Source organism: Streptomyces sp. CNZ287, assembly GCF_007827615.1.
Map to the genome: position 1 here is coordinate 116,959 of NZ_VISV01000009.1, position 12,262 is coordinate 129,220.

A 12,262-nucleotide genomic window follows, 5' to 3' on the forward strand; every position below is an offset into this window, starting at 1 on the left:
TACGCGTTTCTCCCCACGGCACCACCGACCACATCCGACACATGCGCCAGGAGACGCCATGACCCCGTCCGTGTCCCGACCACCCGACACCGCCGCTCCGGTGTTCACCGACCACCACGACCTGCGGGCCCGCAACCTCCTGGCCGTCGAGCAGTACATGCGGACCGGCGCGGAGGCCCGGCTGCGCCGCTACACCCTCTACACCGACGACGGCACCGCGTCGCTCTTCTACACCGACATGGGGCGGCCCATCGTCGTCAGGGGGCGCGAGAAGCTGAAGCGCCACGGCGAGTTGTCGATGCAGGTGCTGCCGGACTGGCAGTGGCACGACGTGCAGATCTACCAGACGCAGGACCCGTCGGTCATCTGGGTCGAGTGCCAGGGCGAGGGCACCATCCGCTTCCCCGGCTATCCCCACGGCCGCTACCGGAACCACTTCATCCACGGCTTCACCCTCAGCGACGGACATATCCTGGCGAGCCGCGAGTACACCAACCCGATCGAGCACATGCGCGCGCTGAGCATCGAGACCCCCCACATCGAGCGGGACTGGATCCCCTCCTGACGGGTGCGTCCCGCGTGCCGGGGTCGCCCTACCCGGCGGGTAATCGACCCCGGTCCGCCCTGCTGCGAAGATCGGCAGGGAACGGACCGCGAGGGAACGGAAGGACCGCCATGACCGCCTACGCCATCGCCAAGCTGCAGGACGCCGCCCCCCACCCGGAGGTCGCCGACTACATCGAGCGGCTGCCGGCCACCTTCGAGCCGTACGGCGGCCGCTTCCTCGTGCACGCCACGCCGCACGAGGTGAAGGAGGGCGACTGGCCGGGCGGCGTGGTCATGATCGGCTTCCCCGGCATCGCCGAGGCGCGGGCCTGGTGGGACTCGCCGGCCTACCGGGAGCTGGCGCCGCTGCGTTCGCGGCACATCGACGGCGACATCATCCTGGTCGAGGGCGTGCCCGAGGACTACGTCCCGACCGCCGCGGTCCGCGCGATCCGCGAGGCCGCCGCCGGGGGCGCCGCGTAGCGGCGGTCCGTCACCGCGGCCGGGGGCCGGGGCGCCCGGGAACGCGCGAACCCCGGCCGGCGGGTGCCGGCCGGGGCGAGGTGCCGTGTGCCGCGTGTGCTGCGCCGGGTTAGAAGACGCTGACGCCGTAGGCGTTCAGGGCCTCGACGACCGGCTGGTAGAACGTCGTGCCGCCGGAGGAGCAGTTGCCGCTGCCGCCGGAGGTGAGGCCGAGGGCCGTGCTGCCGGCGAAGAGCGGGCCGCCGCTGTCGCCGGGCTCGGCGCAGACGTTCGTCTGGATCATGCCGTACACGACGTCGCCGCCGCCGTAGTTGACGGTGGCGTTCAGGCCCGTGACGGACCCGCCGTGCAGACCGGTGGTGCTGCCGCTACGCCGGACCGACTGGCCGACCGAGGGGTTGGCGGCGTTGGTGATGTCCTGGTAACTCCCGTTCCACAGGTACACCCGGCCGTCGGCCGCTGCGGGGTTGGAGTGCCGGATGATGCCGTAGTCGTTCGTCGGGAAGCTGGTGCCGGACCTGGTGCCGATCGACCACGAACTGCCGATGTTGGTGCAGTGACCGGCGGTCAGGGCGAACTTGGTACCACTGCTGTTCTGGACGTTGAAGCCGAGCGAGCAGCGGGCGCCGCCGGTGGTGATGGCTTCGCCGCCGGCGATGTACTTGGTGAACTTGCCTTCGGTGCGGTTGATGTCGACGGCTCCGGCGTGCTCGCCGGCCGCCTCGGTGATCCGGGCCACCTCGGCCTTCGAGACGGTGCTGTCGACGGTGACCACGACGGTGTCGCTGGCGCGGTCGACGTACCAGGCGCTGCCCGCGACGTCCGCGTCGCCGACCGCCTGGTCGACGGCCCGGAGCTCTGCCGCGCTGAACGAGGGCGAGGCTTCCTGTGCGTTCGCACCCGCGGGCAGCGCGAGCGCTGCCACGGCGGCGAGGCCGGCGGTCGCGGTGAGGAACCGCAGTCTGCCGCGGGAAGCCCCGGTGGGGGTGGTGCGAGGGATCTTCACAGATGTCTCCTCTGGTCTGGGGGAAACCAGGGCCCGAAGTGACGGGCCCGTGAGACACACCGTCAGCGGCCCGGTTTTTGCCGTGCCCCTGACATGTCGTAGGGGAGTCTTGGGCACCCGGCGGCGAAGCGCAAGACCGCCCCGGGGGCGGTCCGCCCCGTGCGCCCCGCGGGCACGCCCACGCCCCACGCGTACGCCCCGCCGCGCCCGTCCGCCGCCCGCCCGCCCAAATGCCCGCGGGATCCGGCCCGCAGGCGGCCGCCCCAGCGGTTTTCGACCCGTACTCTATGAAGGCGCACATTCACGTCACGGCGCCCGCGCGACGTATTGAACATGCTGCCGGAATCAGAATGGCAAATCATTGCCACGCATCCGCGCAGAGGCGCTTGCGCGCATTGAAACGGCCCGGCGGGCGGATATGGTGCTGTAGTAGATCCGATCCGTACAAGGGACAAGGGGGGCTCGACCCGGTGGTGCGTGTTTCAGTCCGATCTTCCACCGTGGCCACACCTCCGCTGCGGCACCTCCAGGTCCCGAGAAGCCGACCCGCGCGGTGGTTTGCCCGCGGCGCGCCAAGGCCGTCATGGAATTACGCCCGGACCCGCTGACGCGCGGGTCCTGTTCACTGCACTAACCGGAATTCCATGGAAACCGCCGGTTCCGCAAGGGCCTCCGACGCCCGCGTCCCCGGCGGCTGTTCGACCGTATTCGGGACGACGGAGTCCGCACGGTCCTTCACCCTCCCATCCGCCCTCCAGAGTAAAAGGGAAGCGAGAGCACGTATGTCCACAGATAAAGAGGTACGTGACCACAACCGTGCCATCGTCGAGAAGTACATGCACTGCCGCGGCCAGGACCGGCTGGAGCGGCACCTGCTGTTCACCGAGGACGGCACCGGCGGCCTGTGGACCACGGAAACCGGCGAGCCCATCGTCATCAGCGGCCGGGACACCCTCGGCGAGCACGCCGTCTGGTCGCTGAAGTGCTTCCCCGACTGGGCCTGGATCAACATCGAGATATTCGACACCCAGGACCCCAACCGCTTCTGGGTGGAGTGCGACGGCGAAGGCAAGATCCTCTTCCCCGGTTACGAGCCCGGCCACTACCGCAACCACTTCCTGCACTCCTTCCTCTTCGAGGACGGCAAGATCAAGCAGCAGCGCGAGTTCATGAACCCCTGCCAGCAGTTCCGCGCCCTGGGCATCGAAGTGCCCTCGGTACGCCGCGAAGGCATCCCGACCTGACCGCTGCCGGCCCACCACCCGCGAACCTCGACATGCACACCCGGCAGGGGGAGACCGTGCCAACCTCAGTCCAGGACTTCCACGCACGACCCGCGCTCCAGCAACCCGTGTGGGAGGACACCGGCCAGGTGCGACGGGTACGCGAGGCCCTCGACGCCGCGCCGCCGCTCGTCACCGACGACGGCGCGGCGCGGCTGCGGCGCTTACTCGCCGACGTCGCCGAGGGACGCGCCGACCTCATCCAGGCCGGCGACTGCGCGGAGGACCCCGCGGAGTCCACCCCGTACCACGTGCGGCGCAAGAGGGACCTTCTCGACGCGCTCGCCGGCACCGCGGCCGGGATCACCGGCCGTCCCGCCCTGCGCGTCGGCCGCATGGCCGGGCAGTTCGCCAAACCCCGCTCCAAGCCCGTCGAGCAGATCGGCGACACCACCCTGCCCGTCTACCGCGGGCACATGGTCAACGCCCCCGAGCCGGACGCCCAGGCGCGCCGCCCCGACCCGTGGCGCATCCTCACCTGCTTCCGTGCCGCCCAGGCCGTCGTCCGCGAACTCGACAGCGTCAACGCCGGCCGCCCGGACGCGGAACAGGTGTGGATCAGCCACGAGGCGCTGCTCCTCGACTACGAGACGCCGATGCTGCGGCGCACCGCCACCGGCGCGAGCTACCTCGCCTCCGCGCACCTGCCGTGGGTCGGCGAGCGCACCCGCCGGCCCGACGGCGCCCACGTCGGGCTGCTGGCCGGTGTCGTCAACCCCGTGGCGTGCAAGGTCGGTTCCGGCACCACCGCCGAGGACGTCACCGAACTCGCCGCCCGCCTCGACCCCGACCGCAGCCCCGGGCGCCTCGTGCTCATCGCCCGCATGGGCGCCGGCTTCGTCAGCAGCCGGCTGCCCGCCCTCGTCCAGGCCGTGCGGGCCGCCGGCCACCCCGCCGTGTGGATCTGCGACCCCATGCACGGCAACACCATCACGGGACCCGACGGGCTGAAGACCCGTCTCATGGGCGCCATGCTCGCGGAGATCCACGGGTTCTGCGACGTCGTCGGCGCCGCCGGCGGCATCAACGGCGGACTCCACCTGGAGACCACCCCGGACCCGGTCACCGAGTGCGCCACCGACGTGGCCGCCATCGGGTCCGCCGGCCGGCGCACCACCTTCTGCGACCCCCGGCTCAACCCCGGCCAGGCCCACCGGCTCGTCGCCGCGTGGGCCGAGGCCCGCTGACAGCCACACCGGGCACCGGGCCCTCCCGGCCCCGGCGGCGCGGCCCCGCCCCTCAGCCCGCGCACCCACCGCACCCCGAAAGGAGCCCCACCATGGTCGGCATACCTGCCATCGACCCGTACGAGCTGCCGACGGCAGAGACCCTGCCGGCCAACCTCGCGGCGTGGACCCCCGACCCCGCCCGCGCGGTGCTCGTCGTCCACGACATGCAGCGGTTCTTCCTGCGCCCCTTCCCCGAGCCGGTCCGCGGCCAGCTCGTCCACAACGCGGCGCTGCTCCGCAGGCGCGCCGCCGGACTCGGCGTCCCCGTCGCCTACTCCGCGCAGCCCGGCGGCATGACCCCGGAAGAGCGCGGCCTGCTCGTCGACTTCTGGGGCCCCGGCATGCGCACCGCACCCGAGGACCGCGAAGTCGTCCCCGAACTCGCCCCCGCCGACGGCGACTGGCTGCTCACCAAGTGGCGCTACAGCGCCTTCCACAAGTCCGGCCTGCTCGACAGGCTGCGCGCCGAGGGCCGGGACCAGCTCGTGCTCTGCGGCGTCTACGCCCACGTCGGCGTACTCGCCACCGCCATCGACGCGTTCACCCACGACATCCAGGTGTTCCTCGCCGCCGACGCCGTCGCCGACTTCTCCGCCGACCGGCACCGCATGACCCTCGAATACGTGGCCCAGCGCTGCGGCATGGTCGTCCCGAGCGCGGAGATCTTCGCATGACCACCGCCCCCGGTTCCCGCCGGTCCGCCGCCGCCGGCGCCGCGCTGCTCGACCGGCTGCTGGCCGGGCCCCTCCCGCCCGCGTACGCCCTCCTGCACCGCCCGGAGAGCGGCACCCCGGGAACCGTCGACGTCCTCCTCGGCGACGTCACCCACCCCGCCACCCTCGCCGGCCTCCCGCTGCCCGACCAGGGCGCGGAACCGCCGGCCGCGACCGCCCACCGCACGCTCCTCGTCGTGCCCTACCGGCAGCTCACCGAACGCGGCTTCGCCGCCCCCGACGACGGCGCCCCGCTCATCGCCATGAACGTCACCGAGCAGGCCGCGGTGCCGCTCGACGACACCCTCGCGCGGCTCCCCGACACCCCCGCCGCGCTCACCGGCCACCGCTTCGACCTCTCCGACGAGGAGTACGCCGACGTCGTACGGCGCGTCGTGACCGGCGAGATCGGCACCGGCGAAGGCGCCAACTTCGTCATCAAGCGCACCCTCCTCGCCGACGTCGGCGACGACCCCGCGCGCGCCGCGCTCACCGTCTTCCGGCGGCTCATCGCCCTGGAGCCCAGCGCCTACTGGACGTTCGCCATCCACGCCGACGGCCGCACCTTCGTCGGCGCCACCCCCGAACGGCACCTCTCCGTCCACGAGGGCCGCGCCGTGATGAACCCCATCAGCGGCACCTACCGCTACCCCGCCGGCGGCCCCACCCTCGACGGCCTCACCGCCTTCCTGCGCGACCGCAAGGAGACCGACGAGCTGTACATGGTGCTCGACGAGGAACTGAAGATGATGTCCCGCATCTGCCCCGCGGGCGGCCGGGTCACCGGGCCCGCGCTGAAGGAGATGGCGCGGCTCGCCCACACCGAGTACTTCATCGAGGGCCACACCACCCGCGACATCCGCGACGTGCTGCGCGAAACGCTCTTCGCGCCGACCGTCACCGGCAGCCCTCTCGAGAGCGCCGCGCGTGTCATCGCCCGCCACGAACCCCACGGCCGCGGCTACTACAGCGGCATCGCCGCGCTCGTCAGCGACGAGCCCACCGGCAGCCGCAACCTCGACTCGGCCATCCTCATCCGCACCGCCGACATCGCCGACGACGGGCGGCTCGCGCTCTCCGTCGGCGCCACCCTCGTACGCCACTCGTCCCCGGAGGGCGAGGCGGCGGAGACCCGCGCCAAGGCCGCCGCGCTGCTCGACGCCCTCGGCGCGGACGGCACCGCGGACACCGCCGCAGACCCGGCCCGTACCCCGGCGACCGCCGCGGCCGACGCGGCACCGGCCGCGGAGCCCGGGGCCGCCGGCACCGCGCCCCGCCCCCCGGGCTTCGCCGACCACCCCGCCGTCCGCGACGTGCTGCGCGGCCGCAACACCGGCATCGCCGACTTCTGGCTCGCCGCCACCGCCGCCCGACCGCTGACCGTACCCGCGCTGGAAGGCATGAAGGTCCTCGTCGTCGACGCCGAGGACACCTTCACCGCCATGATGGTCCAGCAGCTCGAAGCCCTCGGCCCCACCGCCGAGGTACGCCGCTTCGACGAGCCCTACGCCGTCGACGGCTTCGACCTCGTCGTCATGGGCCCGGGACCCGGCGACCCCCGCGCCACCGCCGACCCGAAGATCGCCGCACTCGACACCGCCGTCGCGGGACTGCTCCGCGACCGCACCCCGTTCCTCGCCGTCTGCCTCAGCCACCAGGTGCTCAGCCTCCGCCTCGGGCTCGACCTCGTCCGCCGCGACCGCCCCAACCAGGGCGTCCAGCGCGCCATCGACCTCTTCGGCCGCCGCGAACACGTCGGCTACTACAACACCTTCGCCGCCGTCAGCCCCGCGGACGCACTCGACGTCCCCGGCGTCGGCCGCGTCCGCGTCAGCCGCGACCCGGCCACCGGCCAGATCGACGCGCTGCGCGGCCCGCACTTCGCGTCCTACCAGTTCCACGCCGAATCCGTCCTCACCGTCGAAGGACCCCGGCTCATCGGCGACGCCCTGCTCGGGGCGATCGGCCGGTGAGCCACCCGGTGCCCACCACCTGAACCCCGCCACCCGGGGCCACCCACGAACCCGTATCCGCCCGTCAGGAGCCGTACATGCCCGAACTCGACTACATGCTGGTGGACGCCTTCTCCCGCAAGCCGCTGAGCGGCAACCCCGTCGCCGTGTTCCTCGACGCCAGGGAACTGACACCCGACCTGATGCAGCGCATCGCCCGGGAGATGAACCTCTCCGAGACCACCTTCGTGCTCCCGCCCGGCGAAGGCGGCGACGCCCGCATCCGCATCTTCACCCCGGTCAACGAGCTGCCCTTCGCGGGACACCCCCTGCTCGGCACCGCCGTCGCCCTCGGCGAGACCCGCAAGCAGGACGAACTGCAGCTCGAAACCGCGATGGGCGTCATCCCCGTCCACCTCACCGACGACGACGGCGCCGTCAAGGTCAGCATGCGCCAGCCCCACCCCGTGTGGGAGCCCTACGCGGAAGCCGACGAACTCCTCGCCGCCCTCGGCGCCGACACCTCCGTCGCCCCCGTCGAGGTCTACCGCAACGGCCCCCGGCACGTCTTCGTCGGCCTCGAAAGCGTCCCCGCGCTCTCCGCACTGCGGCCCGACCACCGCGCCCTGTCCGAGTTCCCCGACATGGCCGCCAACTGCTTCGCGGGACAGGGCCGGCAGTGGCGCGCCCGGATGTTCTCACCCGCGTACGGCGTCGTCGAGGACGCCGCCACCGGCTCGGCCGCGGGTCCGCTCGCCATCCACCTCGCCCGGCACGGCCTCGCCGCGTACGGGGAACAGGTCGAGATACTCCAGGGCGTCGAGATGGGCCGCCCCTCCCTGATGCTCGCCACCGCGGAAGGCGACGGCGACCGGATCCACGCCGTGCACGTCGGCGGCAACGGCGTCACCGTAGGACGCGGCACCCTCTTCCTCTAGACCCCGCACGCCCGGCGGGCGGCCACCGCAGAAAGGCACCACATGCACACCAGCAAGTTCGAAAGCCTCACCGTCGAGAACGACGCGGACTTCCCCGAGTACGACGATCCGCCCGCCGACCCCGTGGGCCTCGTCCAGCGCTGGCTCGACCGCGCCGTCGAACTGCAGGTCCGCGAACCCAAAGCGCTCGCGCTGGCCACCGCCGACAAGCGCGGCCGGCCCTCCTCGCGCATCGTCCTCGTCAGCGCGATCGACGACCGCGGCGTGCTCTTCACCAGCCACGCCACCAGCCGCAAGGGCCGCGAGATCGAAGAGAACAACTGGGCCGCGGGGCTTCTCTACTGGCGCGAGACCGGCCAGCAGATCAAACTCTCCGGGCCCGTCGAGCCCGTCTCCCTCGCCGAGTCCGACAGCCTCTGGCAGGCCCGGGCCGTCCCGCTGCACGCCATGTCGGCGGCCTCCCGGCAGAGCGAACCGCTGGCCGACCCGGCGGCGCTGCGCGCGGAAGCCGCCCGCCTCGGCGCCGACGGCAAGGCCCTCGACCGCCCCGAGCGCTTCTACGGCTACCGGCTGCAGCCCCACGACATCGAGTTCTGGGCCCACCGCCCGGACCGGCTCCACCTGCGGCTGCGCTACGACCGCGACGGCGACGGCTGGACCTCCGTCCGCCTCCAGCCGTAGCCGCGCGCGGCGCCCGCGGGCGCCGCGCCCGTACCACGGCGAACGGCGCGGGCGGCCGGCGCCCCGGATCCCTCCGGGCCGCCGGCCGCCCGCGCCGCATGTCGCGCGCCCCGGCCGCCGGGTCTCTCAGGCCTTCGTCGCCTCGATGATCGCCGCGTGCTGCGAGACGTGCAGCACCTGCCCCGGTACCAGCCCGGCCTTGCGCATCAGGTCCTCGTACTCCGCCTGCGTCCTGCCCTTGCCGTTGAGGACCGTCAGCATCACCATGTCGACGTCCTTCGCCGGATGCGGCTCGTTGCCCTCCGGCACCAGCGCGTTGACCATGAGCAACCGGCCGTCGTCGGGCATCGCGTCCCGGCACACCTCCAGGATCCGCACGCACTGATCGTCGGGCCAGCTCGCCAGCACGTGCTTCAGGATGTAGACGTCCCCGCCCTCCGGCACCGCCGAGAAGAAGTCACCGCCCACCGCGCGCCACCGGCCCGTCAGCTCCGGCACGTCCAGCACATGCCCCGCCACCACCGGCTCGCGGTCCATCAGCGTGCCCTCGAGATGCGCGTTGCGCCGCAGAACCGCCAGCAACTGCCCGCCGCGGCCACCGCCCACGTCCACCACCGAGCGGGCGGAACCGAAGTCGTAGGCCGCGGCGACCTGGTCGCTCAGCGCCTCGGAGAACGACGCCATACTCGCGTCGAACTGCATGCCCAACTCGCGGTTGCCGAAGAGGTACTGGTAGAAGGGCATCCCGAACTCGGCCTCGAACGGGTTCCCGCCCGTGCGGACCGCCTGGGCGAGCCCCGTCGCCGACCGCACGAAGATGTCGTGGCCGTGCATCTCCACGTACGAGCGCATCGACCCCGGCACATCCGAGCGCAGCAACTGCGCCAGCGGGGTGAGCGCGAACCGGCCGTCGTCCTCCTGCCGGAACACCCCGAACGCCGCCAGATAGCGCAGCAGCCGTGCCAGATGGGGGGCGTCGAGACCCGCCTCCGCCGCCAGATCGTCCGCGCCGCGCGGACCCCCGGCCAGCAGATCGGCGAGCCGCAGCTCCGCGGCCGCGTGGAGCGAGGCCGTGCGCAGATAGCCCTGAGATAAATCCAGTAACCGCTCGGTGAGATCGGTAGATTCGTCCATGCACACACCTTAGGTCGCGCCTCGATCGGCTGATAGCAGCCCGGTCGTGGCAGGTTCCTGTTACCATTCGCCCCCGCGGTCGGGGCGCTTACTCGAAGACGATGCCGAGACCGTCGAGATCGGCCTTGATGTCGATCGCCGTGATCCTGTCGTTCTCCGTGGCGAAGCAGAACGCCACATGCGGCCGCCCGCGTACGAGCCACACCAGCCCCGCCGCACCGTCGATCAGCGCCGGAGCCGGATTCCACGTCCGGCCCGCGAACACGCGCGTCACCGCGTCCGCGCCGCGGATCTCGGGCACGTCCGTGATCGGATGCATTCCCCGCAGCCCGGCCTCCAGACTCATCCGCATCGCCGCCGCATCCGTACGCAGCACGATGTCCGGTGCCAGCATCGCCAGCAGCGCCTCGAAATTCCCTTCCCGGGACGCCGCGAGGAACGCCGTCGCCAGATCCGCCTTCCCCGAGGGGAGAGAGGCGGCGGCGTCGTACACACCGAAGGACTCCCCGCGCCGCGCGGTCGGCGTCGACCGCTGCACACGCCGCCGCGCCCGGCTGGCGAGCTGCCGGGCCGCGGCGGGGGAGCGGTCGACTATCGTCGCGATCTCCTCGAAGGGCACGGCGAACATGTCGTGCAGCACGAACGCGAGCCGCTCGGCCGGCGTCAGTGTGTCCAGGACGACGAGGAGCGCCAGCCCGACCGAGTCGGCGATCACCGCCTCCTCCTCCGGGTCCTCCGGCGACAGCTCGTCCTGGGGATCGCCCGCGTCCGTCGTGTCCACCAGCACCTCGGGGCGGGACCTGCGGGACTGCAGCATGTTCAGGGACACCCGGGCGACGATCGTCGTGACCCAGCCGCTGAGGTTCTCCACCTCGCTGGTGTCGGAGCGGCTGAGCCGGATCCACGCCTCCTGGACGGCGTCATCCGCCTCCGGGACCGACCCCAGCATCCGGTACGCCACCGCGCGCAACCGGGGCCGATCGGTCTCGAAGCGCTCCGCCAGCCAGTCGTGTTCACTCTTCAAAGCCCGGTCCTCTCCCCGTTCCCTGTCATGTATCTGACCCGCGAGAACACGCCGATGTGACGCGCGCCCGAACACCCGGCCGAGGGCTACTGCCCCGCTACGGTGACCGGATGCGCGAAACCCCGGAAGAACTCCGACGCCTCCAGGACCTGCTCGACACCTCGCTGGCCCGCTCCACCGGCCATCTCCGCTCGATCATCGACGCCGACCGCACGCTCACCGCGGACCAGCTCACCCGCGTCCTCACCGGGATGTGCACCCTCGCCCTGTCGACCGTGACCGCCAAGGGCGAACCCCGCATCAGCGGCGCCGACGGCCACTTCCTCCACGGCACCTGGTACTTCGGCACCGCCCGCACCGCGGCCAAGGCCCGCCACCTCGCTGCCCGCCCCGGGGCCAGCGTGGCGCACATGCGCGGCGAGGACCTCGGCGTGTTCACCCACGGCGACGCGGTCACCCTCAACCCCGCCGAGGGGGAGCCGGACCCAAAGTGGCCGGAACTCCTCGCGTACTTCAAGGACTTCTACGGCGAGAACGCCTTCCGCTGGGACGAGGAAGTCGTCTTCTACCGGCTCACCCCGCACTGGATGACGGTCTTCGCCCCGGACGCCGCCAAGCTGGGCGTCGCCTAGGGGCCGGGGCGCAAGGGCCGGGCAGGCCGTTTCGGGTGCCCTCTCGGCACGCTCGCGTGCGGTGCTACGCGCATAACCTCCTGCCGAATCGAGACATGGGGGGTTCGCACACATGCGTAACCACGGAGTCGTCTCCGCCATCGCCGCCGCCGGCGGCGCGCTGACGATGCTCGCCGTCACACCGGCACAGGCCGCCGAGTACAGCTCGCCGCTGAAGGTCCGCGGCGTCCAGTACGACGCACCCGGCCGGGACTCCCACAGGTGTTCCGGCGGGAACACCCACAAGGAGTACCTGGCGATCAAGAACTATTCGTCCAGCCGGACGGTGAACCTGAAGGGATGGGTCGTCAAGGACGCGGCCGGGAACCGGTTCGAGTTCCGCGCGAACCACTATCTGCAGCCCGGTGACCACGTGAAGCTGCGCGGCGGGAACGGCCGCGACTCGGACGCGGACAACGTCGTCTACCGCGACAACTGCAACTTCATGTGGAACAACGACAAGGACACGATCTACCTGGTCAAGTCGAGCGGCAGCCGGGCGGACGTGCACGGGTACACCAAGAGCGCCGACGACCGGGACGGCAACGGCTACATCACGTACCACGGCTGAACGCCGGGGGACGGACGGCCGAGGGGGCGGG

Annotated in this window: 13 protein-coding genes; 10 read left to right on the forward strand and 3 right to left on the reverse strand. The window is 72.1% G+C overall.

What is annotated here, in order from left to right; genetic code table 11:
* Positions 1 to 58: 58 nt before the first annotated feature.
* Both FB457_RS18100 and FB457_RS18105 read left to right on the forward strand, forming a co-directional pair.
* Positions 59 to 565 carry a PhzA/PhzB family protein gene (locus FB457_RS18100; RefSeq protein ID WP_047019094.1) on the forward strand — a complete coding sequence of 169 codons (507 nt, stop codon included), beginning with the start codon at positions 59 to 61 and terminating at the stop codon, positions 563 to 565.
* Positions 566 to 675: 110 nt separating this feature from the next.
* Positions 676 to 1,029 carry a DUF1330 domain-containing protein gene (locus FB457_RS18105; protein ID WP_047019095.1) on the forward strand — a complete coding sequence of 118 codons (354 nt, stop codon included), beginning with the start codon at positions 676 to 678 and terminating at the stop codon, positions 1,027 to 1,029.
* 109 nt (positions 1,030 to 1,138) lie between these two features.
* On the opposite strand, the gene FB457_RS18110 is transcribed toward FB457_RS18105, so the two are convergent.
* The gene (locus FB457_RS18110; RefSeq protein ID WP_052770561.1) at positions 1,139 to 2,035 is read right to left on the reverse strand and encodes a S1 family peptidase; all 897 of its coding nucleotides are present in this window, start codon (positions 2,033 to 2,035) and stop codon (positions 1,139 to 1,141) included.
* A gap of 782 nt (positions 2,036 to 2,817) precedes the next feature.
* Here FB457_RS18110 and FB457_RS18115 point away from each other — a divergent pair.
* The 6 genes from FB457_RS18115 to phzG all read left to right on the forward strand — a co-directional run bounded on the left by FB457_RS18115 (position 2,818) and on the right by phzG (position 8,831).
* Complete coding sequence (locus FB457_RS18115; protein WP_047019096.1) at positions 2,818 to 3,279, forward strand: PhzA/PhzB family protein; 462 nt, start codon at positions 2,818 to 2,820, stop codon at positions 3,277 to 3,279.
* Between the two features lie 56 nt (positions 3,280 to 3,335).
* Positions 3,336 to 4,505, forward strand: coding sequence for a 3-deoxy-7-phosphoheptulonate synthase (locus FB457_RS18120; RefSeq protein ID WP_486589058.1), 1,170 nt, complete (start codon positions 3,336 to 3,338; stop codon positions 4,503 to 4,505).
* Between the two features lie 92 nt (positions 4,506 to 4,597).
* Positions 4,598 to 5,221, forward strand: coding sequence for an isochorismatase family protein (locus FB457_RS18125; RefSeq protein WP_145782413.1), 624 nt, complete (start codon positions 4,598 to 4,600; stop codon positions 5,219 to 5,221).
* The gene (locus tag FB457_RS18130) at positions 5,218 to 7,233 is read left to right on the forward strand and encodes an anthranilate synthase family protein (RefSeq protein ID WP_047019099.1); all 2,016 of its coding nucleotides are present in this window, start codon (positions 5,218 to 5,220) and stop codon (positions 7,231 to 7,233) included. Before FB457_RS18125 ends, FB457_RS18130 begins: the two co-directional genes overlap by 4 nt.
* Positions 7,234 to 7,310: 77 nt before the next feature.
* Entirely contained in the window at positions 7,311 to 8,150 is an 840-nt protein-coding gene (locus FB457_RS18135) for a PhzF family phenazine biosynthesis protein (RefSeq protein WP_047019100.1), read from the forward strand.
* Between the two features lie 42 nt (positions 8,151 to 8,192).
* Positions 8,193 to 8,831 (forward strand): phenazine biosynthesis FMN-dependent oxidase PhzG, encoded by a 639-nt coding sequence (phzG, locus tag FB457_RS18140; RefSeq protein ID WP_047019101.1) that lies wholly within the window; start codon positions 8,193 to 8,195, stop codon positions 8,829 to 8,831.
* A 126-nt stretch (positions 8,832 to 8,957) separates the two neighbouring features.
* Here the strand turns inward: phzG and FB457_RS18145 are convergent, their stop codons facing one another.
* Both FB457_RS18145 and FB457_RS18150 read right to left on the reverse strand, forming a co-directional pair.
* Positions 8,958 to 9,965, reverse strand: coding sequence for a methyltransferase (locus FB457_RS18145; protein ID WP_047019102.1), 1,008 nt, complete (start codon positions 9,963 to 9,965; stop codon positions 8,958 to 8,960).
* A gap of 88 nt (positions 9,966 to 10,053) precedes the next feature.
* Positions 10,054 to 10,935: a sigma-70 family RNA polymerase sigma factor gene (locus tag FB457_RS18150; RefSeq protein WP_047020581.1), complete on the reverse strand. Its 882-nt coding sequence runs from the start codon at positions 10,933 to 10,935 to the stop codon at positions 10,054 to 10,056.
* A 164-nt stretch (positions 10,936 to 11,099) separates the two neighbouring features.
* On the opposite strand from FB457_RS18150, the gene FB457_RS18155 reads away from it, so the two are divergent.
* Together FB457_RS18155 and FB457_RS18160 are read left to right on the forward strand one after the other, a co-directional pair.
* Complete coding sequence (locus FB457_RS18155) at positions 11,100 to 11,621, forward strand: pyridoxamine 5'-phosphate oxidase family protein (RefSeq protein WP_145782415.1); 522 nt, start codon at positions 11,100 to 11,102, stop codon at positions 11,619 to 11,621.
* Between the two features lie 112 nt (positions 11,622 to 11,733).
* Positions 11,734 to 12,231, forward strand: a complete 498-nt coding sequence (locus tag FB457_RS18160) for a lamin tail domain-containing protein (protein WP_145782416.1) — start codon at positions 11,734 to 11,736, stop codon at positions 12,229 to 12,231.
* Positions 12,232 to 12,262: the final 31 nt, after the last annotated feature.